The organism is Moorena producens PAL-8-15-08-1 (assembly GCF_001767235.1).
Taxonomy (GTDB): Bacteria; Cyanobacteriota; Cyanobacteriia; order Cyanobacteriales; family Coleofasciculaceae; genus Moorena; species Moorena producens_A.
In genome coordinates this window covers 9,405,645-9,432,233 of sequence record NZ_CP017599.1, presented here as the reverse complement: position 1 = coordinate 9,432,233, position 26,589 = coordinate 9,405,645, and the positions used below count along the sequence as shown (strand labels likewise).

The 26,589-nt window shown below is 43.9% G+C and carries 17 protein-coding genes; 12 read left to right on the top strand and 5 right to left on the bottom strand.

Going from position 1 to position 26,589, the window contains the following annotated elements; genetic code table 11:
* The first annotated feature begins 15 nt into the window (after positions 1-15).
* The 3 genes from BJP34_RS34605 (at position 16) to psbA (ending at position 3,179) form a co-directional block, all read left to right on the top strand.
* On the top strand, positions 16-1,554 hold the full coding sequence (locus tag BJP34_RS34605; RefSeq protein WP_070396251.1) for an MBOAT family O-acyltransferase: 1,539 nt from the start codon (positions 16-18) through the stop codon (positions 1,552-1,554).
* A 324-nt stretch (positions 1,555-1,878) separates the two neighbouring features.
* On the top strand, positions 1,879-2,028 hold the full coding sequence (locus BJP34_RS45250; RefSeq protein WP_158517646.1) for a hypothetical protein: 150 nt from the start codon (positions 1,879-1,881) through the stop codon (positions 2,026-2,028).
* A 68-nt stretch (positions 2,029-2,096) separates the two neighbouring features.
* On the top strand, positions 2,097-3,179 hold the full coding sequence (gene psbA, locus BJP34_RS34595) for a photosystem II q(b) protein (protein WP_070396249.1): 1,083 nt from the start codon (positions 2,097-2,099) through the stop codon (positions 3,177-3,179).
* Positions 3,180-3,322: 143 nt separating this feature from the next.
* Here the strand turns inward: psbA and BJP34_RS45245 are convergent, their stop codons facing one another.
* A complete protein-coding gene (locus tag BJP34_RS45245) occupies positions 3,323-3,460 on the bottom strand; it encodes a hypothetical protein (protein WP_158517645.1) in 138 nt (45 codons plus the stop codon).
* A gap of 98 nt (positions 3,461-3,558) precedes the next feature.
* On the opposite strand from BJP34_RS45245, the gene ccsB reads away from it, so the two are divergent.
* Positions 3,559-4,653: a c-type cytochrome biogenesis protein CcsB gene (gene ccsB, locus BJP34_RS34590; protein WP_070396248.1), complete on the top strand. Its 1,095-nt coding sequence runs from the start codon at positions 3,559-3,561 to the stop codon at positions 4,651-4,653.
* Between the two features lie 192 nt (positions 4,654-4,845).
* Here ccsB and BJP34_RS49840 read toward each other — a convergent pair whose 3' ends face one another.
* A complete protein-coding gene (locus BJP34_RS49840; RefSeq protein WP_267876443.1) occupies positions 4,846-4,974 on the bottom strand; it encodes a hypothetical protein in 129 nt (42 codons plus the stop codon).
* A gap of 69 nt (positions 4,975-5,043) precedes the next feature.
* Between BJP34_RS49840 and BJP34_RS34585 the strand changes: the two genes are divergently transcribed.
* Positions 5,044-6,108 (top strand): KGK domain-containing protein, encoded by a 1,065-nt coding sequence (locus BJP34_RS34585; RefSeq protein ID WP_070396247.1) that lies wholly within the window; start codon positions 5,044-5,046, stop codon positions 6,106-6,108.
* Positions 6,109-6,291: 183 nt separating this feature from the next.
* Positions 6,292-7,305, top strand: a complete 1,014-nt coding sequence (gene tilS, locus BJP34_RS34580; RefSeq protein WP_070396246.1) for a tRNA lysidine(34) synthetase TilS — start codon at positions 6,292-6,294, stop codon at positions 7,303-7,305.
* Between the two features lie 173 nt (positions 7,306-7,478).
* Here tilS and hmpF read toward each other — a convergent pair whose 3' ends face one another.
* Positions 7,479-9,242, bottom strand: coding sequence for a pilus motility taxis protein HmpF (hmpF, locus tag BJP34_RS34575; RefSeq protein WP_070396245.1), 1,764 nt, complete (start codon positions 9,240-9,242; stop codon positions 7,479-7,481).
* 775 nt (positions 9,243-10,017) lie between these two features.
* Here hmpF and BJP34_RS34570 point away from each other — a divergent pair.
* From BJP34_RS34570 to BJP34_RS34545, 6 genes are all read left to right on the top strand, one after another.
* Complete coding sequence (locus BJP34_RS34570) at positions 10,018-11,226, top strand: response regulator (RefSeq protein WP_070396244.1); 1,209 nt, start codon at positions 10,018-10,020, stop codon at positions 11,224-11,226.
* Positions 11,227-11,525: 299 nt separating this feature from the next.
* Entirely contained in the window at positions 11,526-11,891 is a 366-nt protein-coding gene (locus BJP34_RS34565) for a response regulator transcription factor (protein WP_070396243.1), read from the top strand.
* Positions 11,892-11,912: 21 nt separating this feature from the next.
* Positions 11,913-12,443: a chemotaxis protein CheW gene (locus tag BJP34_RS34560; protein WP_070396242.1), complete on the top strand. Its 531-nt coding sequence runs from the start codon at positions 11,913-11,915 to the stop codon at positions 12,441-12,443.
* Positions 12,444-12,533: 90 nt separating this feature from the next.
* A complete protein-coding gene (locus tag BJP34_RS34555; protein WP_070396241.1) occupies positions 12,534-15,593 on the top strand; it encodes a methyl-accepting chemotaxis protein in 3,060 nt (1,019 codons plus the stop codon).
* A gap of 7 nt (positions 15,594-15,600) precedes the next feature.
* The gene (locus BJP34_RS34550) at positions 15,601-16,383 is read left to right on the top strand and encodes an MlaE family lipid ABC transporter permease subunit (RefSeq protein WP_070396240.1); all 783 of its coding nucleotides are present in this window, start codon (positions 15,601-15,603) and stop codon (positions 16,381-16,383) included.
* A 268-nt stretch (positions 16,384-16,651) separates the two neighbouring features.
* A complete protein-coding gene (locus tag BJP34_RS34545) occupies positions 16,652-19,261 on the top strand; it encodes a M1 family metallopeptidase (protein WP_070396239.1) in 2,610 nt (869 codons plus the stop codon).
* Positions 19,262-19,498: 237 nt separating this feature from the next.
* On the opposite strand, the gene BJP34_RS34540 is transcribed toward BJP34_RS34545, so the two are convergent.
* Both BJP34_RS34540 and BJP34_RS34535 read right to left on the bottom strand, forming a co-directional pair.
* Complete coding sequence (locus BJP34_RS34540; RefSeq protein WP_070396238.1) at positions 19,499-20,572, bottom strand: hybrid sensor histidine kinase/response regulator; 1,074 nt, start codon at positions 20,570-20,572, stop codon at positions 19,499-19,501.
* A gap of 152 nt (positions 20,573-20,724) precedes the next feature.
* Positions 20,725-26,094, bottom strand: coding sequence for a PAS domain S-box protein (locus tag BJP34_RS34535; RefSeq protein WP_070396237.1), 5,370 nt, complete (start codon positions 26,092-26,094; stop codon positions 20,725-20,727).
* Positions 26,095-26,589: the final 495 nt, after the last annotated feature.

Genomic DNA, 26,589 nt, shown 5'->3' with positions numbered 1-26,589 from the left:
TCATCCTTTATCTTTATGTCATTTATTTCGATTACCTACAGCTGTTTCTTGTTAGCCGTTTTGGGAATCTACTGGTTGGTGCAACGTTCTACAGCTGCCACAGGTTCTCCGAAACTAAAACTTTTGCTTTTATTAATTAGCAGTCTAATATTTTATGCTTCACTACAAATCCAGTACATTCCCCTGTTGGTATTGATTACCTTAATTAATTTTTACTTTGGACAAGCACTAGGGACGAATACAGTTGCTGGTTCCCATGCTACTAATTATCATCTCTCCAATGAAGAATGGCTATTGGCTGATAGTTTTTGGAATAACCGACGATTAAGACTACTGTGGCTAGGTATTTTTCTAAATGTTATCTTTTTGCTGGGCTTCAAGTATATTCCTTTTCTATTGTCAAACTTAGCAGTAATTCCCAACTTTACCATTGCCCAAGATGGGGCTAATTGGATTAGGGATAACTTAATTGTCCCTCTAGGAATATCGTTTTTTATATTTGAGGGTATTGCTTATATCATTGATGTCTATCGTGGGGCTCCTGCCACTCGTAATCTACTCCAGTTTGCTGCTTATAAGTTATTTTTTCCTAAACTTATTTCTGGTCCAATTACTCGTTATCATCCGTTTGCCCTTGAACTGAAAACCTTACAATTTCCAAGTCTTGACCGAGGAACAGAAGGGCTTTGGTTGATTACATCTGGTGCGATTAAAAAGGCACTGTTAGCCGACCACATTGGGATTTTTGTTGATTTGTGTTTTGGCAATATAGAACGGGCTGGTAGTGGAGATTTATGGTTAGCTATCTTTGCCTACGGTTTACAACTCTATTTCGATTTCAGCGGTTATGTAGACATTGCCCGTGGTAGTGCAATGTTACTGGGCATTAATCTTCCAGAAAACTTTGATTTTCCCTATTTCAGTATCAGCATTGCGGATTTCTGGCGTCGCTGGCACATCACTCTAGGGGATTGGATCCGTAACTATCTCTACTTTCCCTTGGGCGGTTCCCGTAAAGGGGTTGCTCGTACCTGCCTTAACCTATTCATTGTAATGGTGATTATTGGTATCTGGCATGGAGCAGCTTGGGGATTTGTAGCCTGGGGTGGCTTGCATGGTCTAGCCTTAGTCCTTCATCGCTTGACCGAAGCTTTCTGTGAAAATAGAGATGGGATAAAACGTTGGTGGCAAAGTTGGTCAGGGGTCTTGGTCAGCTGGTTTTTGACCCAATTTATGGTGTTTACTGCCTGGATTTTTTTCCGCATTCCCAATCTTAAACAAGCCAGTTTAGTCATCCAGAATCTCTGGGGTCACCCAGCTGACATCCAATTTGGTCAAAAAGTATACTTAACCGCTATTGGTATGGAACGCTTCTGGGTTGTTCTGCTGTTAGTTAGCTTAGCAGCCTCAATGGCTGGGGTTTACAGTATCCGAAGGGGTCTGAAATTACAACTCAACTGGCCGGTGAAGTTGTTGTTGGTACCAGTAGGTCTCTACGTAGTTTGGTTGTTTGCTCCTCAGAGTGGTCTCCCTTACATTTATTTCGATTTTTAAAGTTAGTTAACTAAAGATTAATTAAAGCAAATAAATGTGTAATTAATTGAATAAATGCAAAATAAACTAAGTAAAAATTTCGTTGATATTAAGAAATATCAAAAAACGTGCAGATTCAAGATTAGCTGTCCGGCAAAATTCATCCCACACCTAATGCGCATTAGGTGTGGGATGAATTTTGCACAGAGTATGTATGGAATTGCTATAATATATGTACTGATAAACAAAGCCGAAAATGCTGGTTTGTCAGCTATTTAACTAGCGAAAAAATCGAATTTTTGTATTGTTCCGGCGCGGAGGGGCATCCCGTGTCGTTAATAAAGCTTGCCGAGTATCCGAACCGTTGGGTGGAGTTGGCAAGAAGCCCACACTGAACCTGTAAGGTCAGTGTGGGAGTATGTCACTGTTAATAGTATTAATCATAAGCCAAGGCAAGAAGACTATTCTCTTGGTGCGCGTTCACGCTTGTCGTGAAACCCGACCGGGATCGCACCGCATCTTTACCTCTGGCACTTTCCGTTAATTGCCATAATATTTGAACCATGACAACTACATTAAGAGGTCGTGAAAGCGGCAATCTTTGGGATCGGTTTTGTAACTGGATTACCTCCACCAATAACCGCCTCTACGTAGGCTGGTTCGGTGTTTTGATGATCCCTTGCTTGCTAACCGCTACCATCTGCTTTATCATCGCCTTCATCGCTGCTCCTCCGGTGGACATCGACGGTATCCGTGAACCGGTGGCTGGCTCTCTGATCTACGGTAACAACATCATTTCTGGTGCCGTTGTACCTTCTTCAAATGCTATCGGCTTGCACTTCTACCCGATTTGGGAAGCCGCTTCCTTGGATGAATGGTTATACAACGGTGGCCCTTACCAGCTGATTGTGTTTCACTTCCTAGTTGGCATCTTCTGCTGGATGGGTCGTCAGTGGGAGCTGAGCTATCGTCTGGGTATGCGTCCTTGGATTTGCGTAGCTTACAGTGCCCCTGTGGCTGCCGCTACCTCTGTTTTCCTGATCTACCCCATTGGTCAAGGCAGTTTCTCTGATGGCATGCCTCTAGGAATCAGTGGTACCTTCAACTTCATGTTCGTATTCCAAGCAGAGCACAACATCCTGATGCACCCCTTCCACATGCTCGGTGTAGCTGGTGTATTTGGTGGTGCGCTGTTTAGTGCGATGCACGGTTCTCTAGTGACCTCTTCCCTGGTTCGTGAGACTACCGAAATCGAGTCTCAGAACTATGGTTACAAGTTCGGTCAAGAAGAAGAAACCTACAACATCGTTGCTGCTCACGGTTACTTTGGCCGTTTGATCTTCCAGTATGCTAGCTTCAACAACAGCCGTTCCTTGCACTTCTTCTTGGGTGCTTGGCCAGTTGTTGGCATCTGGTTTACCGCTTTGGGTATTAGCACTATGGCCTTCAACCTGAACGGCTTCAACTTCAACCAGTCAGTGCTTGATTCTCAAGGTCACGTCATCAACACCTGGGCTGATGTGCTTAACCGGGCTAACTTGGGCTTTGAAGTGATGCACGAGCGTAATGCTCACAACTTCCCTCTCGATTTGGCTGCTAGTGAGGTGGCTCCAGTTGCTGTGAGTGCTCCTATCATCAATGGTTAATCTTGACCCGGGAAAGAGGCGCGAGCGATCGCACCTCTTACAATAAAGCGTTCTTCTGTAAGGAAGGGCGCTTTTTTTGTAGGAAGGAACCGCAAGTCTCAAACTTGAGGGGGCGGAATGTGGGTACTCATACCAAGTTGCGGTCAAACATACAACTTTCTCTTCCCCCAATTTCCCCATCTCCCGTTTCTCCCCATCTCCCCATCTCCCCATCTCCCGTTTCTCCCCATCTCCCTATCCAACCAATCTACTATTTTTGAATACAACTCGGTATCAGGCACTAGCACTCTATCAAAAGGGGCACATCGAAGGGATAGGATAGTACTAATGCTGCAATAATATAAGCTTTATACAAAATTTACTTGAGAGAGAACGCTGTATGGATCTGGTTACACTCCAGAACAAATTAGATAATATTGCCTTTTTCGTCCTGTTTGTGACGATGTTAATTTACTGGGTAGGAGCGGCTTTTCCTAAAATCCCTTATTTGTCACCCTTAGGAACATCAGGGATGGCAACCGCCAACCTTTGCACTGCTACCTTACTCGGAGCAAGATGGCTAGAGGCAGGCTACTTCCCGATCAGTAATCTCTATGAATCCCTGTTTTTCCTGACCTGGGGAATTACCACAGTTCATCTAATTGCTGAAAACATGAGTCGCAGCCGATTGGTAGGGGTGGCTACTGCACCAGCAGCCATGGGAATTACCGCATTTGCGGCTCTATCCCTACCACCAGACATGCAGGAAAGTGCTCCATTGGTACCTGCTCTGAAATCCAATTGGTTAATGATGCATGTTAGTATCATGATGCTAAGTTACGCCACCCTGATGGTCGGTTCCCTGGTAGCGATCGCATTTTTAGTGATTACCCGTGGTCAGAACGTGGAACTGCGAGGAAGTTCTGTCGGCACTGGTGGCTATCGCAGCAAGACTAACGTACCGAATAACTTACCAGGGAATTCCACTTTTAAACTACAGCGCAACGGTAATCAACCAATTTCTCAGCCTGTAGTTACCTCTGATACCTCATCCCCTTTAGCTGAACTGGGACAGAGTAATGCAGCTAGTACTACAGCAGTGCTCGATTTAGTAACTACCCCCGACTCACCAGTACCATCAGTATCCACAGCATCCACCCTCTCACCCCAGAGGCTTAATATTGCCGACACTCTCGATAATATCAGCTATCGTATTATTGGGCTGGGGTTTCCTCTGCTCACCATTGGGATTATTGCCGGTGCCGTTTGGGCAAACGAGGCTTGGGGTTCATACTGGAGTTGGGACCCAAAAGAAACCTGGGCATTAATTACTTGGCTAGTGTTTGCTGCCTATCTCCATGCCCGCATTACCCGTGGGTGGCAAGGACGCCGACCAGCAATTTTGGCAGGGACAGGACTTCTAGTTGTCTGGGTTTGCTATCTAGGAGTCAATCTATTGGGTAAAGGCTTACATTCCTACGGCTGGTTCTTCTAAGAACTCTATATTTCCGTGATTGAGTGCATGCCCTAAATTGCTTCTACTGAAAACCTGCTTTAATGCCTAGAGGCATCGGAGAATTAACCCTAGAAAAACTACCTTTGACTCAAAGGAATAGTTGGGTCTATGGTGGGAAAGCGATGCAGAGGTGCGACCCGTGGCGAATTTAATTACGGGTCAAACGCACCATTACGGTCTTGGGGAGGTCACTTCACCTGAACTTGCTAATGGTGCTTGAGATGACCGTGAGCCAGTGCCGACCTGTGGGGGTTCCCCCCATGAGCAACTGGCGTGGTTTCCCCCACTCGCGCTTTGCATGGCTGAGAATGAAACTCCTGGCCTCTAGGCATGGAAGCTTATCGAAAAGTTTGATCGGGGAAAATAGTTGTGGATAATCAGTTCAAGCCACTCGCTGTTGGTGAAGTACTATCAGTGGATGAATCTGCTCAAATCTTTATTGGTAACCGTACCTTTAGGGTCGGTGAATTCTTAGTTGCTATCAAAAACAAATTGGTAGAAGTTTTAGGGGATGAATGGAGTGCAGAACAGGAAAGTTGGTTTAGCGAATCCGGTATTCCCTGTGAAGTGTTGCAATTTTCTGCAAATAACTGGCAGCAAGGCAAGGTAAGACTTAATCTAGAATTTTGCCTTGTCGAGGCTCAGGATAAAGTTGATAATATATCAGCTATTGGTGGTGAAACATTACAAAGCACATCAACCCAGGTAGCAGAACAGCTAGACCTCACAGAGCCAGAAACTAGTAATGATTCTGGATTGGAGCTGGGAGTTGGAGCAGCCACAGTTGCTGTGACTGCTCCTGGAATATCACTAGCTGAAGAACTGGAGGAAGATGCCTCAACTGCTATCTCGGATGAGATGACACTTAAACCAACACTTGATGCAGATGAAGACATTGCTCTCGATCAAACCCTAACCAGTCAAGAGGATGACTTTGATTTAGGAGGCTTTTCCGATAGTCAGGAAAGTGAAGAAGATATTGGTTTTGAACAAACCCCAACCAGTACTGAAGATGAGTTTGATTTAGGAGACTTTTCCGATAGTCAGGAAAGTGAGGAAGATATTGGTTTCGAACAAACCACAACCAATCAAGAAGATGACTTTGATTTAGGAGAATTTTCCGATACTGAAGAAGATATTGGTTTCGAACAAACCACAACCAATCAAGAAGATGACTTTGATTTAGGAGACTTTTCCGATAGTGAAGAAGATATAGAGTTCGTAGAATCACCGACAGCAGAGGAAGAAGATTTGCTGGATTTGTCAGCAGTATCAACAGATAGTAGTAATGATTTTGATCTGGGTGATATGTCTGATGATAGTGATGAAGACATGTTTAAACTGGACGATATTTCCTTTGATGAGGAATCAGAAAACGGTGATGATAATTCCCTAATGGATGATGTCTGGCAAGAAATGAATGAGCTTAAATAAGGGTAAATAATAGTCTATTGGTAAATGTTGTGGTAAATGTTGACATGGGAGCATCGTAGTGAACAGGCCGATTTCAAAGCTTTCAAGAACCTTGAGCGTTTAGGATTTATAGGATTCTAGGGTATCCATGACCTACAAAATTCAAAATGTCAAAGTTTTGGATAACTATTCATAACCACTCTAATGTCTGAGATACCGAGTTGGACACCTCTTCATGCACGGCTACATAGAACCCTGCGGCAAAAGAAGCTACTACCAAAGAATCAGCAGGTTTTAGTAGCCGTATCCGGTGGGCAAGATTCCCTTTGCCTAACCAAACTACTCCTAGATTTACAGCCCAAGTGGAAATGGCAGCTAGGAATCGCCCACTGTGACCACCGTTGGCCCTATGATGAAGGAATTTCTCTTCATGTACAGCAAATTGCTCAAAGTTGGGGGCTTCCATTTCATCTACGAACTGCCCCTGAAGTGACAAAGAGCGAATCAGCAGCGCGGCAGTGGCGTTATCAAGCCCTGATTGACATTGCCCAAACTCAAGGTTACCCCACTGTTGTCACAGGTCACACAAAAAGCGATCGCGCTGAAACAGTCATCTATAACCTGATCAGAGGTTCAGGCACTGATGGCTTGCAAGCCTTGACCTGGGAACGACCTCTTGCTCCTGGAGTAAGTCTGGTGCGTCCCCTACTTGAGACATCCCGTAGCGAAACTCTCCAGTTTTGCGAGCAGCAGCAACTGTCGATTTGGGTAGATGCTTACAATCAAGACCTTAACTATGCCCGTAACCGCATCCGCCAAGAGCTAATCCCCTATTTAAAAACTCATTTCAACCCACAAGTTGAGACAGCCTTGTCCCAAATTGCTGAAATCTTGCGAGCAGACGTGGAATATCTCGAAAACACTGCTGAGCAAATCCAAAAGCAAGCCATGGCAGTACCTAGGGTTGAGGAAGATCCTGGTAGCAATAGCCCTCCACGATTGAATCGTCTGGTATTACAGCAAGCTCCCCTAGCTCTGCAACGTCGTGTGATTCGGAAGTTCCTTCAGGAAAACCAAACCAAAGCCCTCAGCTTTGAGCAAATCGAAGCCGTGACTGGTTTAATTGCTGCTCCCAACCGCTCTCGAACGTCATCCTTTCCTGGTGGAGTAACAGCCTTGGTAGAAGAGGAATGGATTATTCTTAATACTGAAGTATGAACTATCAAACAGTTCTATCTCAGTTCTATCTCTGAGTTTTCTATCTCTGAGTTTCTGAGAAATTTTTATCCTTCAACCTACCCTACACCGAATACGGGGCGAGGAACATTCAACCTTGGCCAAAAGGCCACGCTACGCGAATAACATTCAACATTCAATAGTAAACCTTAAACCTAAGAAGCTGCCAACTCTGGAGATTGGCTTAAGCTACTGATGATTTGGGATATTTGAGCGATCACTTGTTGTTGAGAATCACCTGTTTTCTGGATGTGATTCAGAGCATTTGCGATCGCATCCAGCTTCTGTCGAAGTTCATTGAGACCATCTTGCAATGGCTGTAGGGTTTTTTCATAGAGATGAACTTTGCCCCAAAGTTGAGCTACCTTCACCTGATTGGAGAGCCAAATTTCCTCCAAATTGTTTACCTGAGCCAGCTTAGCATCCTTTTCTTGGGTTTGTTGATTCATCAATTCTTCAGCTTGGCTAACCCTAAGGCGCATCTGTTCAATTTCTCGTTCTAGTTGTTGCAATTGATCTGAGTGTTGTTTGCACTGTGCTTCTAGTTCGATCAAAATTGGTCCTAAGTCAATTTTCTGGTTTTGTTGACCATTACTATCCACAATTCCTTGCCGCAGTCGCAACACTCGTAGGTGCTGATTTAGAATTTCTTCTCGTTCCCATAGAGTCCGGCGTTGACCCACCAAGGTTCTGTCCAGCATCTGGTAACGGTCTTGCTCATCTGCTAACTGGGTTTCTAGACTAATACGATCGTACTCACTAGCGACCCTAATCTGTTCTTGTAGTTCTTCAATCCCTTGGTGTTGGAGTGTTAGTTCTTCTTCTTGGTCATTGACGAAGCGTACAACTTTTTCCAAATCCTGCTGCAAATTCTGAACTAAATCCTGTAACTCACCCAAGGGCATTTTTTCTAGTGCTGCCATATCCACCATTTGGCTAATCTTGACATCCCCTGATGTTGCTGCCATTCGAGCCAGTTCTTGGTATAATTTTTGCTGAGTTTGGAGTTGCAGACTCACCATCCTAGCTGATTCAACCTTGATCTCTAGATTGGTTTGCTGCACTTGCCTTTCTCGGTTTGCCTGTTCACAGGATGCTTGTAATTGTTGTAGTTGTTGGGTTTGATGTTGGACTTCTTCCCCTTGACCCTTAACATCTGCTTCCAATTTTTGAGCTAATAGACGCTGTTCATTTAACTGCTGCCAGTGAGTATCCAACACCGAATGCTGATGCTTGACGACTTCCAACGCTTGATTCAGTGGTTCCCAGACAGATTGTGTTGATTCTGCTCCTCCTGATAAGCCATTGAGCAATTGCTGAATCACACCAGCCTGCTGAGCATCTAAACCAGCAGAGTATTGACCATCTGAAACTTGTTCTTCTAAGCGTAGCTGCTGTCCCCGGAGTTGTTCCCAAGCCCCTTCAAGCTCCTTACTTTTACGCTCCAATTCTTGGCTGAGTTTAGCAGTTTCTGTCTGAGAACTTTCCAGTTCTTGGCGTTGTTGCTCTATTCTAGAAAAATCCTCCTCCATCGTTTGCATCTGCTCAAGCCGTGCTTCCATTTCCATCTCGCGACGGTTGAGTTCTTGACTTTGATAGGTCAAAGATTGCTTCCACTGCTCAATTTCTTCTTCCTGGTTTTTTGACTTTTCTAGCAAGCGAGAAAAATTTTGCAACAGATTGACTAACCTTCCCCCCGCTGCCTCGATTGTCCCCTGTATTTGTCGATTCCCACTCAGGTTAACAATCACCAACGCACCATCACCAAAGTTATTGGCTTGTTCTGTCGGAAGCACTTCCTCCCCAGACACCTTATTCCAACTCTGGTCAGTCCGCTGAAAAGCCAGCAGTTTCAGTTCGGCCTGAGCTCTACCCATAAACCCAGTTTTCTGCTTTCTTACCTCTGCGAGATACAGCACACTGATCGTCCTCTTTTAATTGTATTGTGCCCAATTCTTGATTAACACATTTGAACGCTTAACCCCTTTGGGGTTACAGGGTGGTAATTTTCGGAGATTATTGGTCAACCGATCTATTTTTTATCCTTAAGGCTATTAGTCCTTTAAAGGATGACGGCAGTCAGTATATTTAGACACTTAATGTATTTTAAGGTATTTCCCAGACTTGATCTGCGAATCAATAAAGGTGATCACAATAGAAATAGATTGATGAGGATAGTCTTAGGAATCTTTCCACAGGGGGGTTTAGTTTCCTCAACCGGTCTAGTTTCCCGAACCATAGATTTTATCCACCCAGAGGTTCGAATTTTCTAGATTGAACATAACATCTTACCCCATCACTTTCTTCCCTTGTGCCTAATCCCTATTCAAATAAATATACTTAATTTATATGCTTATATGTTATCCAATGGTGTTTAAAGTCCTAACCTATAACCTTGGACATCTTAGCTTAAGTTTCCAGTAACCGTCAAAATCCCAGTCTTACCGCTAATCAGTTACTTCGCGCTTTGGTTAGCTGTCTGCAGCCATGCTAAGCTTCCACCAGTTGGCTTACAGAAGTGATTCCTTAGCAACTCTCCTAGCCTCACCCAATTTTTGGGGATATTTTCATTGTACAGTTAAGCCATTTCTTGAGCAAAGATAGATCAGTACCAGTTTATGGGCATCCTTTAACTCAATGACAGGTCATAATCTCAGATACATCAACAGGTTGTTAGGAGCACATTGTCTTTAAATGCAGGGAACTTTGAGTGAAATTGATATCCGTAGCATCCTGCAACTGATCGAGCTAGGTCAGCGAACCGGGGAACTCTTAGTCGAGGCCTATAGCCCTCACCCTACTAGCAAGGCTAGCAATAGTGGCAGCAATCGTTTTACCTCAGGTAGACTTTACCAGCAGCCAAAACTACCAAGTCCGCTTCCGTATTGGTTTGTCTTCTTCCTCAATGGGCAGATTGCCTATGCTGCTGACAGCGATGGGAGCTTGTCGCGCCTGCATGATTATCTGCGCCGCTATAAAGCCAATGATGCTCTCGAGCAATTGGAAAGTCTGTCCATTGCGGCTACCAATGCTCTAGAGTATGGTTACCTTTGGGCTTTGTTAGAAAACCATGTTATCACGCCAAACCAAGGGCGAAGCATCATTCAAAGCATGGTTAATGAAACCCTTTTTGATTTGCTGAGCCTTCACCATGGCTACTTTGTATTTGAAATTGGTCCAGCATTAGCACCGCAACTTACTACCTTAGAAATAGGACCATTGCTCAGAGAGATTATGAAGCAGGTGCAGGAGTGGAAGCAATTGTGCCCTCATATCCAATCTCCCCATCAGTGTCCAATGATTACTGCCCATGACCAGTTACAGGCTACACTGCCCGAAAAATCCTTTAAACTCATAAGCAGTTGGGTAGATGGCAAAACTTCTCTACGCCAGTTGTCCCGTTATCTCCATCGTGACCTGATCACCGTAGCTCGGGCTATTTATCCCTATGTCCAACAGGGGTCAATCCAAATGGTAACCCCCAAAGAAGCAGATACGCCAGCCATTGAAGAGCAATGGGAGTTAAAGAAAGTTACACGATCTGTTGTCTGTGTTGATGATGATCTCGCAGTTGGAAAAGCTGTGGAATATACCCTACAAGCCAAAGGTTATAAAGTTACAGCAATTCAGAAGCCCCTAAAGGCTCTGAGTCAGGTTTTTCAACTCCAACCGGATCTCATCCTCTGTGACCTAGTAATGCCTGACCTAGATGGTTATGAGCTTTGTGGCATGTTACGCCAATCCAGAGCATTTCGGCAAACCCCCATCATCATGCTCACAGGCAAAGATGGCTTTATCGATCGCGTCAGAGCCCGGATGGTAGGCGCAACTGACTACTTAACCAAGCCCTTTGGAGATCATGAGTTATTGATGCTTTTGGAGAAATACATTTGGTCGAGGTGACCAACGAACAATGCCAAGATAGTAATGCTCTGACCAAAGAATTATATCAAGGGGAAAATATTGCTGTGTCAGCCTTTGAGTTATTAATACAGGCGTCTAACCCATCAGTTAATTAACCAACACTATCCTAATTAAACCCACTGGTCAAGCTAGGAGCTTCCACAAATTCAAGAAAAATCTAGTCTTTCTTGGTATCACCACCAATAGATGAGCGATACTGTAATCATGATTCAGTTTATAGACCCAAATCGGGCTATGGTTTAATTTCACGACCTTTCCCGAGGGTCGAGCTAGGAGTTATGAGTAAAGTTTTAGTTGTAGAAGACAGCCTTGCTCAACGGCAGATGATCTCAGACCTCCTCAAAGGTAGTGGTTTGAAGGTGGATGTTGCCAGTGATGGTGTTGAGGCTTTAGAACATATTTTAGAGTATTGTCCAGATGTAGTTGTCTTGGATATAGTGATGCCACGCATGAATGGCTATGAGGTCTGTCGGCGTCTTAAGGCTGACCCCAAAACTCAGAATGTGCCAGTGGTGATGTGTTCTTCAAAAGGCGAAGAATTCGACCGCTATTGGGGCATGAGGCAAGGTGCAGATGCATACATTGCGAAGCCTTTTCAGCCAACGGAGTTGATTGGAACAGTTAGACAGCTACTGAGAAGATAAATATATTGGTATTTGACGGTAATGGTTGCTAATCCGGACTTTGTAACTGACTCGGCTCTTGAACAAGCCCCAGAATTGCAGGAATTGGAAAGTCCTGAAGGCGAACTATACCTGCGGTTTTATCTGCCATCTGGTGATGAATTTGCTCTGCCTGCTACTGGTATCAAAGAGGTAATTGACCCCTGCCCTGAACAAATTACTCCTATTCCTAATGCTTCCCCTCTATTGTTGGGGACCTTCAATCGACGTGGGCGCGTAATTTGGGTCTCAGATCTGGGTCAGTTTCTAGGGGATAAAACGGTTTTAAATACAGACCGTATGGAAATCCCCGTTATTGCTATTGAAGATCAAGACACTATGCTGGGGTTGGCAGTTCAAAAAATTGTCTGTACAGACTGGCTGGATGTGGAAAAGTTACATATGCCTACCAATGTTGCCGATAGTATGGCTCCTTTCTTACGCGGTGAGTGGTTGCTAGATATTGAGTCTAATCAGGTTCTGCGACTACTTGATCATGTGGCGATTATACGCTCAGCAAGGTGGGCAGCCTAAAACTAATTATTAAAAATTGAACATTAAAAATTAGTGGGATTAATTATTATTAAACATTAAATTAATTTTTAATGCTTCGGGAGGAGGTAAATGGCATCCAGTATAAATTACCCCCAGCAGTATGGGGAAGCCGAAAAAGCCTATATGCAGGGCAAATACCAAGAAGCGGCAACAATTGTTGATCGTTTGATTGAGGATTTCCCTAATGAACCCAGTGCGCTGCTACTGCGGGGTCATATTTACTGCTATGGTCTACAGCAGTACGATGTGGCTCGCCAACAGTATGAATCAGTTCTCAATCTGACCTCTGAGCCAGATTTTGTTAATTATGCCAATAACGGTCTAGAGTACGCCCAGCAATCCACAAATGCTGATCAAGCTGCTGGGTTATCACCTGATGATGATGTCAATACATCACAGGTAAAACTAGATGAGACTGAGGAGTTGAGTGCAGAAGCCACACAAGGAAATTGGCAAGACTTCGCTGATTTTAATGATATCAGTGAATTTGACCCGGAAAGCTTAAGTTTTGACAACACAGGGGTTGATGATTTTGCTTCAGAATCAACCTCACCCTTTAACGATTCTTTTCAAGATTCCACTAGTGATGAAGGCACCATAGATTATCAGTCTTCTTCTAATCTAGACCCCTTTAGTATCGTTAGTGACCTAGAAGAAGACAGTGAGGATTTAGAGAGTTGGGAAATTGCCTCTGAGGATTTAGAACTCGATGTGAACCCTGTCAGTAGTCAGACTTCTTATAATGGCACAGAAGGACACTTTCCTGAACTCTCTCAAGAGGAGGGTCTACAAACATTTATGGTGTCTCCTGAAGTTAATTTAGACGAAGATATATCTTATGGTTCAGAAGAGTTAACTAGTGAATATAGCACAGTTGAGTTTAACGTCCTGGCTGAAGAAGAATTAGAATCCCTGCCGGATTACGAGTTTAGCGATATCGAGGAGCAATCAAAGAATTCCTTTGTTGAAGCTGCAACCCTGTTAATGAATTCAGCAGAGCTTGAGGAGCATTTTTACCCGACTCCAAGTTCTGAGCCTACCGCGACTACCCAAGAAAATTATGCCAGCACCGAGCAGTCTTTGGAACCTGAGGAACCAACGGGGGATACTCAAGCCTATGGTGACAATCAAGAGGACTTAGAATATCTCAATGATGAGGCGACTGACTCTACTGAACCCTATTTATCGGAAAACTATGGCTCGGATGAGCAACTTTTGGACTCAGCTTACGAACAAAATGGGTTCAACTCTCCAAGGCCAAACCAAATTAATTTGGAATCCTTTGATGATGATTCTTGGACAATGGATGATGTAACGGAATCAGAAGAGGAAATCTTGTCAGGAATTGAAGCACATCAAGGGGTAAAAGAGGGTTTTTTAGATGAGTTTGACCTATTTGATGATGATTTAGATTCAATCCCTGATTTCTCTGTTGATGATCAGCAACCACTGTCCAATGAGAGTGGTGACAATAGTGATTTTGATGTCTTAAGCAGTACTGGCTCAACACTCGGAAGTACTGGGTCAATGGATATGAACACCAGTGGTGTAAGTGCTGTAGCCAATCATGATTATCCGTCAGCCACTGCCAATGAGGAGCTATTTAGCCTTAGTAGTGCCACCGAGCCAATTCCTATTTATAATCCTACTAAAGACATTGACAAAGAGCTAGTTGTTAGTATTGAGCAAGGTCCACTAGCTCCGATAGAAAACGCTCCTGTCAACCAGAAGAATTGGATGACTGCCTTGATTACTGGCGCGGTCTCAATGGTGGTGGTAGCGGCGGTGAGTGCTGGAGCTCAATACATGGTTCGAGATGATCCATCCTTCAAAAATCATGTGCGAAATACTAGTATTCTGATGACCCTAGCCGCTGGTGTTGCCAGTTTTGGTACGACTCTGGCTGTGGGGAATATTACAGCTAGGCAGATTAGACGTAGTACCGAAAACCTGAAAACCCAGTTTGAAGGAGTCTCTCAGGGTAATCTCAATGCCCATGCTACCATTTATTCCCAGGACGAATTGGGTGAGTTAGCCCATAGTTTCAACCAAATGGCTAGAGTCATCTTAACAACGATGACGGAAGCACAACGAAAGGCAGAAGAGCAAGAACAGGCAAAAGAAGACCTCCAACGCCAGGTAATTCGATTGCTTGATGATGTGGAAGGGGCAGCACGGGGGGATTTAACGGTACAAGCAGAGGTCACTGCTGATGTTTTGGGGGCAGTTGCTGATTCCTTCAACCTGACCATCCAAAACCTACGGGAAATCGTACAACAAGTCAAGCAGGCAGTGCGTCAGGTGACCAAATCTTCCACCGATAGTGAGTCCTTTGCCCGTAGCTTGTCTTCTGATGCTTTACGCCAAGCTGAGGAACTGGCGGTGACCCTGAACTCTGTACAGGTGATGACCGATGCTATTCAGCGGGTAGCAGAGAGTGCACGAGAAGCTGAGGAAGTTGCCCGCTCAGCCTCAGCTACCGCTCTCAAAGGTGGTGAGGCTGTGGAGCGCACTGTGGCCGGAATTTTGCAAATTCGAGAAACTGTAGCAGAAACAACTCGGAAAGTCAAGCGTTTGGCAGAATCTTCCCAGGAAATTTCCAAAATTGTGACATCGATTTCTACCATTGCCTCCCGAACGAATTTGTTAGCGCTCAATGCTAGTATTGAGGCGGCAAGAGCTGGAGAAGCTGGTCGAGGCTTTGCTGTTGTTGCCGATGAGGTACGACAGCTCGCTGATAAGTCAGCCAAGGCACTCAAGGATATTGAACATATTGTGTTGCAAATCCAAAGTGAAACCGGTTCAGTTATGACAGCTATGGAAGAAGGCACCCAACAGGTGATTGAAGGTACTAAACGAGCAGAACAAGCCAAGCAATCCCTAGAAGATATTGTGCAAGTGGCAAACCGGATCGATGCTTTAGTACGTGCAATCACTGCGGATACTATCGAGCAAACTGAAACATCCCGTGCTGTTGCCCAAGTGATGCAATCCGTTGAGTTAACCGCTCAAGAAACCTCCCAAGAAGCCCAAAGGGTTTCTGGAGCTTTGCAAAATCTGGTCGGTGTGGCGGGAGAGTTGCGGACATTTGTTGAGCGTTTCCGTGTGGAAGCGAATGATGGGAAATGATTGATTAATGGCTAAAACTTCCAGCCTCGGGTTATGGAGTCAGCGTTTACTGGCTGCGATTTTCTTAGCTGGGCAAGTGATACTTCATCTACTAACTGGGAAGATTCACCGCCGCAATACTATCGAGCAAATGGTAACTGTTGGACCAGAGTCTCTGATAATTGCTCTGCTCACTGCTACTGTAATCGGTATGGTGTTTACCATTCAGGTAACACGGGAATTCATTAATTTTGGTGCAACCAATGCCATTGGGGGAGTCTTGGCTCTGGCTTTAGCTAGGGAATTGGCTCCGGTGTTGACTGCTGTGGTTTTGGCAGGACGAGTTGGTTCGGCATTTGCTGCTGAAATTGGTACTATGCGCGTTTCAGAGCAAATTGATGCTTTGTATATGCTTAAGACTGACCCGATTGATTACTTAGTGATTCCTCGAGTTATTGCTTGTTGTCTGATGCTGCCAGTGTTGACGATTCTCGCCATTGTGACTGGTATGGTAGGAGGAGTACTCCTGGCTCAGAATATTTATGGTATTCCCCAGTCTGTGTTTCTTGATTCCGCTCGTAACTTCCTAGGAATTTGGGACTTGTTCTCTGCTGCTATTAAATCTGTAGTGTTTGGGCTGTTAATTTCTGTGATTGGTTGTAGCTGGGGGTTAACCACGACAGGAGGCGCTAAGGGTGTTGGTCAATCTACCACCACTGCTGTGGTTACTGCTTTGCTGGCAATTTTTATTAGCAACTTTTTCTTATCATGGTTGATGTTCCAAGGGATGGGTAGTGCGGTAATTAGCTAAATCAGCTAAATCGGTTGTTGATCGTTAATTTTTTATTTCCCAAAACCAATGAGTTAACAGACAGTCACAAAGCAGTAATCTTCCCTCAAGGTCTGTAGCTGTTCAAAATTCCATAAAACCTGACCTGATCAGGATTAATCGACAGATCAGTTAATTTAGAATAGAGCAATCGACCGCTACAGGAAGGGCGATTCCAATTCCATTCCGAAACTTCCCATAGCTCCACTTAACCCTATTGTCCACACTGTTCAGTTCTACAACTTCACTAATGTCCCAGTCGTATTTTGATACCGAAAGCAAAACTCACAAGTCCTTTGAATTACCCGGTGCTAGACCCCAATACAATCCTGACCGCCCAGGACAAGTGGAGCATATTTTCCTGGATTTAACTCTGGATATCCCCCTCGAAAGGGTTAGCGGTACCTGCACTATCACCCTCAACCCAATACGCGGCATTAAACAGCTAGTACTTGATGCGGTCAACTTGACTATCGCTTCAGTGCAGGTTGACCAAATCCCCCAACCCTTTGACTATGATGGGGAACAACTAAAGATTCAGCTACTTAACCCGGTTGTTGTTGGAAAAGCGATTAAGATTGCGATCGCATACAGTGTAGACAACCCCCAGCGGGGTATTTACTTCATTCATCCAAACCAACACTACCCCAACAAACCCACCCAAGTTTGGACCCAAGGAGAAGATGAAGACTCTCGCTACTGGTTCCCTTGTTTCGATTATCCTGGTCAACTTGCTACCTCCGAAATCCGGGTTAGAGTGCCAAAACCCCTGATTGCTATCTCCAACGGGGAACTAATTGCTACAGAAGAAGAAGGGGATGAAACCATATACCACTGGAGGCAACAGGAAGTTCATCCCACTTACCTGATGACTCTAGCAGTAGCAGACTTTGCGGAAATTCGGGATGAATGGCAGGGCAAACCAGTCAGCTACTACGTGGAGAAGGGGCGAGAGGAGGATGCTCGCCGTAGCATGGGCAAAACTCCTGGAATGATAGAGTTCTTGAGTGAAACCTTTGGCTATCCCTACCCCTATCCGAAATACGCCCAAGTCTGTGTAGAAGACTTCATCTTTGGTGGTATGGAAAACACCTCCACCACTCTGTTAACAGACCGTTGCTTGCTTGATGAACGAGCAGCTACCGATAACCAACGGACTGAAAGCCTGGTGGTTCACGAACTTGCTCATCAGTGGTTTGGGGACTTAGTGGTGATTAAACACTGGTCCCATGCCTGGATTAAGGAAGGCATGGCATCCTACACAGAAGTGTTTTGGACCGAACATGAGTATGGTAAAGATGATGCTGCCTACTACCTACTCAATGAAGCACGCAGTTATATCTCAGAAGATAGTTCTCGTTACCGCCGCCCCATGGTTACCCATGTCTATCGAGAAGCTATTGAACTCTACGATCGGCACCTTTATGAAAAAGGTGCTTGCGTCTATCATATGATTCGGGCAGAGTTAGGGGAAGACTTGTTCTGGAAAGCAATCCAAACCTTTGTTAAAGATAATGCTCACAAAACCGTAGAAACCATTGACCTGCTAAGGGCGATTGAAAAAGCTACCGGTCGTAATCTGTTATTCCTATTTGACCAGTACGTCTTCCGAGGCGGTCATCCTGAATACAAAGTTGCCTATTCCTGGGATGGAGATAGCCAGTTGGCGAAACTGACAGTAACCCAAACTCAGGCAAAAGATAGTAACACCGGTAGCGATAGTGAACTATTTGACCTCAAAATCCCGATTGCCTTTGGTTACACCCAGCTCGAAGAGGATTCTCCTGTGAAAACGTCTAATGAAACCTGTCTACAGACATTTACGGTCAGGGTTCATGAACGGGAACAAAGTTTCTATTTCCCACTGCAGAAAAAACCTAACTTAATTAGCTTCGACCACGGGAATAATTACCTGAAAACCGTTTCCCTAGAATACCCCATAGCCGAGCTCAAAGCCCAGCTTAAATTTGACCCAGACCCCATCTCCCGTATCTATGCAGGGAAAGCCTTGGCGAAAAAGGGAGGATTAGAAGCAGTAAAAGCCTTGTGTGATGCCCTAAAGAGTGACTCATTCTGGGGTGTTCGTTTAGAAGTCGCCAAACAATTAGCTAAGGTAAAACTAGATCAAGCCGAAGCCGCCTTAATTGCTGGCTTGTCCGATCAAAATCTCCGTGTGCGTCGTGCCGTTGTCCAAGCCTTGGGTGAGGTGAAGACTCTAGAAAGCTACAATGCTCTCAAGCAATTACTGGAAAAAGGGGATGCCAGCTACTACGTAGAAGCAACAGCCGCCAGGTCACTTGGGGGAATGGTTTCGGCAAGCCTTAAGGATAGAGAAGATGAAGTAATCCAATTGCTGACAAAAGTACTCAAAGAAAGGAGTGGTTGGAATGAAGTAGTACGTGGTGGTGCCATTGCTGGCTTAAGTCAAATTAAATCCTCACCCATTGCCCTAGACGTAATTTTAGAATATACCACTCCTGGTATACCTCAACCCCTTCGTCTAGCAGCGATTCGATCTTTAGGAGACATTTCTAAAGGTCAGACTCCCAATAAAATAGAGTCGATCCTGGAGCAATTAGAAGAACTTTCCCGTGAAACCTTCTATTTGACTCAAGTCACCATAGTTGGGGCTCTAGGAAAAATGGAAACCCCGAAAGCCATGGATATTTTGCGATCGCTTTTAGAGAATACGCCTGATGGGCGAATTCGTCGGATTGCAGAAGAAGCCATTCAGAAAGTCCAGAAAACCATTGGCTCTGACAAAGCCCTTAAACAGTTACGGGACGAACTTGACAAACTCAAAAAAGATAATCAGGCACTCAAAAGCCGCCTGGAAAACTTGGAAGCAAAATCTAATTAAGTAGGAAGTCTTTCTTTGACAGCTTTTACTTAAATTTATAGTCAGCTATCAGCTCTCAGCTCTCAGCATTCAGCTCTCAGCATTCAGCTCTCAGCATTCAGCTCTCAGCATTCAGCTCTCAGCATTCAGCTCTCAGCTCTCAGCATTCAGCTCTCAGCATTCAGCTCTCAGCCAAAGGCTGACGGCTGACGGCTGTTGGCGTAGCCTTCGCGTAGCGCATATGCTTACAATTTATAACTAAATTTCTACAGTGAACACTGACCCTGATGGTTGATTATTTTCTACAAATATTCTACCACCATGAGCTTCAACTGCCATTTTACAGAACGTTAATCCTAGACCAGTTTGAGAAATTCCAGTCATTAAATTTCCCACATCGTACTTATCAAAAATACGTTTTCGCAATTCTTCTTCAATCCCAGGTCCAAAATCTGCAATGCGAATTCTAGCTTGGGGTTTGGGATCTACTGGATAATCTACTTGCAGTAGAATTTTACTTTGTGAAGGAGAAAATTTGATGGCATTTGAGAGCAAGTTATCTAAGACACGACGGATTAAATTGGCATCAATTAAAAGAGTCTTACTGGATTCTGGTAGCTCACTAACTAGCTGAATATTTTTCTCATGAGCAATGGCTTGGAAATCTAAAACTACCTCTTGTTCGAGTGCATTTAGATCCACCAAGTCTCGATTAAGGCTAAGTTTTCCCGATTCTAACTTTGCCATCATCAATAAGTTATCCGTCATTGAGCGCAGCTGGAGAGCTGATTTCAAGATTTGTTCAGTCTTTCTTTGCTGTTTTTTGTCGAGTTCAGTTTGCTGCAAAATCTCACAAGATATGATAATATTAGCCAAAGGATGCCTCAAATCATGCACGATCATATGAGACATATCTTCCCTCAGCTGTAGAGTAGCAGCTAGCTGATCATGTTGTTTTTTAATCCGCAACATCGAACGCACTCTAGACCGCAGTTCGAGTCCACTAACAGGTTTACCTAGGAAATCATCAGCTCCTGCATCCAGGCATCGGGCAAGATCTTCCTTAGAATTCAGAGCCGTTACGATAATAATTGGGATATGGTGCCAGTTTGGGTGAGACTTGATCCGATGGCAAACCTCTATACCATCAAGTTCTGGCATCATCACGTCCAATAAGATTACGTCCGGCTGAATTTCCTCTAGACGGTTCAATGCCTCTTCACCACAAGAGGCATAGCTCAAGTTGTAACCTTCCTTGAACAGTAGAGCCTCAATGACATCAAACCCACAGGGTTCATCATCAACTACTAGTATAGAGTTTTGACTATCCATCAATAACACCCTTTATGCGCTTGAATAGTTGATCATATTAAATACAGATCTCTGGGATTGATGTTGGTTAAAACTAATTTATATACCATGAATTTATATACCATTGATTAGTAGGTTTAAACCTACTTGGGACTTATAACTAATGCAAATAACTAATTACTAACTAATTGCAAATCCTTAACCTCTACATGAACATACTTTTGAATAGTACTGACTAAGTTCTTCAGACTCACTGGTTTAGAGATGTATTCGTCCGCGCCAGCCCCTAGGCATTTCTCCTTATCCCCTGGCATCGCCAGTGCTGTTACGGCAATAATGGGAATAACGCTCGTTTCCTGATTGTCTCGAATTCGCTTAATCGCTTCAATACCATCCATATCTGGCATCTGAATATCCATCATAATCAGCTGTGGGTGATATTCTTTAGCTTGGCTAATCGCTTCCCAGCCATTCTTGGCTAATATCAACCGATAGCCTTTGTTGAGCAAGTAATCCCAAATCGTCTTAATGTTAGTTTCATTATCCTCTGCAATTAAGATTAACGGTGACTCTGGAGCTTTGTGAGGCGTAACCATCAGAGCAGTTTCGCCATGCTTGACTGACTCTGGTGTTTCTAAAGGACCCAAAATTTTGCTAATTGTTGAGCGCAACAGTTGGCGGGAAACGGGTTTAACCAGATATTCAGACGCACCCATCTCCAACGCTTGCGATCGCTCATCCACTACAGAAAGAATAATCACTGGGATGTGTTCGGTTTGGGGATGAGCTTTTAGCTGAGCCAAAACCTTCCAGCCAGACACTTTAGGCAATTGCAAATCTAGGATTATCACCCCTGGGTTGACCTGTATAACCTGCTCGAGAGCACCTTCTCCTTCAGGGTAAGTCAAGGTTTGTAGCCCTATTTCCCTGATATAGCGAGAAATCACTTCAGCTGCAGTAATAGAGTCTTCGATGATCAGCACTTGGGGATTGGAGATGGCGGATTGAGTAAATTGGCTTAGGTCTCCCAAATCACTCTGGTATTCTCCGTTGGCCTCACCACTTTGTTTAATCGGCAGAGTTACTGTAAAGCAACTACCTTGACCCACTTCACTCTCGACATCTACCCTACCCCCGTGAATTTCTATGGTTCGTTGCACCAAAGCCAAACCCAATCCTGTACCGGCGTAGCGACGGGACAGACGGCTGTCAATTTGGACGAAGGATTGGAATAACTTACGCATATTTTCTTGAGCAATGCCAATACCAGTATCAATGACACTAAAACAAATAGTGTTTCTTAATAAGTCTTCCTCAGCTTTTAAAATAACGCTTCCTCCGGTTGGGGTAAACTTCACAGCATTGCTGAGCAAATTGATCAGGACTTGTCGGATACGTCGCTCATCCACTTCTATTTCCCATAGTCTCTCAGTTACCTGAGAAGTCAGCTTAATATTTTTGTGATGGGCTTGGTTTCTAACAAACATCAAGCTGGAATTGCAGAGTTTTTGGAGGGAAACAGCACCGATGTGGAGTTCCATCTTCCCAGATTCAATTTTGGCAAGGTCAAGCAGATCATTGATTAGTTCTAGCAAATGTTGACCACTGCCCTGAATTGTGCTGAGAGACTTACGCTGCCTATCTGTAATTGAACCATACACTTCCTCTTGCAAAGCTTCTGATAAACCAAGAATAGCGTTGAGGGGAGTACGTAATTCATGACTCATGCTAGCCAGAAACTCGTCTTTGAGACGAGTAGCCCGTTCTAACTGGGCATTAGCCAGAGCCAGTCTTTGATGATTTTGCCGCATCTGCTCTTCAGCATTTTTACGCTCTGTAATATCTCGACAGACTCGGATTAAACCACCATCCTCAAGTAATGTTAGAGAAAATTCCTCAGCAAATGTGCTACCATCCTTGCGCACAGCCGTAGCTTCTCCACTCCATTTTCCTGTTTTAAACAATTGGGGAAAAACTGACTTCTCAATACGCTCAATTTCTTCTGGCGGATAAATCATATGCCATTGTTGACCCACCAGTTGATCCGGTTTAGTGTAGCCAAACAATTCCAGGTGAGTCTGATTGAGGTAAAAGTATTCACCTGCTGGATTAACTAATGCTATGCCATCAGTAGCTGCTTCGAGAGCTGTTAACTGACTTTTGAGAGCTTCTTCTGCTTTTTTACGCTCTGAAATATCGGTGTGAGAACCTGCTATGCGATAAGGCTTACCTGTTTTATCCCACAGCGCCGCTCCACGAGTCAGCAGCCAACGGTAGGTGCCATCTTTGTGTAAAGCACGGAACTCTTCTTGATACTGAAAAAGCTTGCCCTCTAGATAATTATTAAAACTCAGTAAGGTTTGCTCTAGGTCGTCTGGGTGAATAATCTCTGTCCAGGATTCAAACGTATTGCTAATTTCATCATCTTCATACCCCAACATACTCTTCCAACGAGGGGATAAATACATTTCACCAGTTTGGAGATTGCAATCCCAAATCCCGTCGTTGACTCCTTCTACAGCTAAGGCAAATCGCTCTTTACTATCCCGAAGTTCCTGCTGAGCCTGTTTTCGTTGTTCTTCTACACCAATAGCGCTGGCAATCAGGTTAAGCAGTTGTTTGTCTTCTGTACTTGGTTCTACCTGCTGCTGATACAAAACACACAGGGAACCCATTACCTTTTTGTTCCATTTGACCGCAATACCGATGTAAGTACACAGATTATAAGCCCTAATGTTGGGATCAGTTTGAGCATAAGCTGTATTCTGGAGATCCTGCTTGACAACTGACTCATCAGTTCCTTCTCTAATAACGTCGTAGCAAATACGTCCTTTTGCGCTATCCATAGTCGGGTAATCTGGCGGGACTTGCCACTGTCCTAATGTCACAAGTTGATTGTATTCCAGGCAATTATAGAGAGCAAAACTAGCATTGAGTAATTGCCCACAAACGGCTACCAGATGATTAATATTTTTGTCGGGATTGCTACCAAAATCAAGAAAGCATTCATTAAGTTTCTCCAGTCGGTCTTCAAATTGCTTCCGATGAGTAAAGTCTCGAATAACCCCTACAATATAGGGATTATTTTTAGAATCGAAGAAACGAGTTTTCTTGGTAGAAATGAAATGAAGAATACCCTTAGCATCAGTAAAGTATTCTTCATTTTCATTAACGACACCATTCTTGATGACGAGTTGATCGGTTTTTCTAAAAACCTCAGCTTCTTCTGAGATGAAAAATTCAGAATCTGAATGACCTAATAGTTGCTCTCTAGAATATCCGATAAACTCACAAAAGCTATCATTAAAGAATTTCCATTTATAATATCTATCTTTTACAAAAATTGGATCAGATACTGCATTAATTATGTTCGTGATAAAGTCTTTGGTTGCTGCCAGTTCTGTGTTAGCTACTTCTAGTTCCAAGGCATGATTACTCAACTCTTGATTGAGCTGAGTAACTTGGGCTTCTACTTGCTTTCTCTGGGTGATATCTCGGAAATACCAGATTCTAGTATAGTAATCACTAGCTTCAGACACCACAGAGCCAGAGTAACGGTCAAAAATCCGACCATCATTCAAGTAAATTTCATCACAACTTACTTCGCTCGGATGTTCATACAGATACTTCAACCTGTGGATAAATTCTTTAGGTTTATTTAGCTTAGATAGCACACTTTTCAATATTTTTTGGTCGTCACCAGAGTTGAGAATCTCCTCTGGGATATTCCACATCTGACCAAAACGGCGATTGTGCCATAGGATTTTTTGGTTTTCGTCAATAACTAATATACCATCAATTGATGCCTCTTGTTGCGCCCTTAACAGAGAGTTAGTTCGTTTCAGTAAATTTTCTCCCTGTTTACGCTCGGTAAGATCGCGAGCAATAACACAGTTGTATTCTTGATCATTAAACTGTAAATAATTAACTCCAATTTCTACAGGAAATTCCCGCCCGTCTTTAGTGCGATGTACTGAATCTTGCTTAAAACAACCTTGCTGTTTCAGGTTTTTCCAAAACGGTGACCAGTTATCTTTTGACAGTAAGGTATCGATATTATAAAGGTGCAACGTCAGTAGTTCTTCACGGGAGTAGCCAAGGAAATTACAAGCAGCTTCATTGACATAACAAAATCGGCCATCCTGTTTTGATAAAAAAACTGCATCCCCTACCCGATCCAGAGAAAACTCGATCAGCCTTAGTGTTTCCACAGTAAGGAGACGTTCTGCAATCTCTTGCTGCAATTGAGTGTTTAGTCGTGATTGCTCAGCTGCATAACGTTCCCTTTGCTTAAAAGCAGTCAACAGACTATCAGCCATACGATTGAAATTGATACTAAGTTTCCCTACTTCATCTTTCGTCCACACCTCGACTCGTGCTTCCAAATTGCCAGCAGCAAATTCTTGGGTAGTTTTTTGTAGCTGTTTGACTGGTTTAGCAATTGATCGTCCAAGCAAGATAGCCAAAAAGATATCTGCGATTAAGGCTATAGCAAGGACGCTCAGCTCAAGTTCTAAATTATCCCTAAGGAATTGATTGAAGCAGTATTCAGTAGTTCCTCTGACTAACACTACTGTCGCTTCACTATCAAAATTAGTTAGAGCTTTAGCGACTATGATGTAAGATTGCTTACCAAAGGTTTGGCGTGTGTAAACTACCTGTGATGTTTGGGCAACTGCTTTCTCCAACAGGGATTGATCCACTACATCTAAACTCGATTCCCCTTGCTCTAAATCTTTAACATCACTGTTATCCAAAGCAGCAGTGGCTAAGTTAAATTTCCCCGAACCCTGGCGATAGTAGATGGCACTATAGCCTTTGTCAACCCCCTGCAGGGTGTTGTGAACTATGGGCAATTTGCCATTGACCAAGTCACCAGACACCAAGACAGCTACTATATTTCCAGTCTCTGGGTTCTTGACTGGAGTGAGTGTGTAACGAATTAGGGCGTCTTGTTCAACAAAACCATTCGGTAACTGAGGTGACTCCTTAGCTAACTCAACCCAGCTGACAATTTGACTGCTCCCAATCCCCGTTCGATTCTGGAAAACTTGACTGACTAATTGATTAGGATTAAACCTCTCTCCTGTACGGTCAGCGTTAGCATTAGCAATAATCTTGCCATTGGTACCTACTAAAGTCCCATATTCAATGTTGCGGGCTTTAATTTCGTTCCTCAGAACCCGTCTGACTTCAGCCTTTAGGGCTGCTTTGATGGGCTGACCAGAATGATGAGCGATCGCAGCAGCAATGATGGCAGCATTATCGGCTTGACTACGGAAGCCCAGCTTAGTTTGCTCAAGTTTAGAATTGTAGTTAGTCTCGGTGAGTGCTAATTGAGACTCAGCTTGGTCTCGTAGTTCGATTTGCCCTCCTATTACCATCATTGAAGCAGCGACGCCGAAGAATCCAATCAGAGAAATTAGCTCAGAGGCAAACAAACCAGTAAGCAGCTTACTACTTAGTGGTAAGTTATAAAACCACTGTAGGCAGCCTAACCGAATGTCTTGGGAAGGGTTAGGGACAGAGGGATAATCTTGCATAATCCAGGGGAATTTGCTTATGGCATTGCATTTTCGTGCGTCTGTAACTGAGATCCAATTCGCTAGTGCCGATTTGGTCCGGGCAATCTCGGAAACAGCATAGTTGTAGATAAATCAACGTCGATAAATCAACGTAGATAAATCAACACATTGCTCATGCTTGTTCGCTACGATGCCGCTGGAATCGATATGACACCATTGTTGCTTTGTTGATTTAGCCCCGTCATGGAGGATTCTGCTGAAGTTTTAATTTAAAGACTGTCGGTGATAACACGGAAATAAGCGCTGAAATCTCAAGCTAGAGCCTCGGTTAATGTAATAATAGAAGTTGACAAATTTTTAGATATATGCATGTAGAAAAAATCCATTACACAAGACTAGTAAACCTTGCAAGTACACCTTGGTAGAAATTTGTGACGAGTTCCTTTGAAAATGACCAGATCAGGGAATGAGGGGATGAGGGGGTGATTTTGACTGGTCAGTGACGCACGAGCG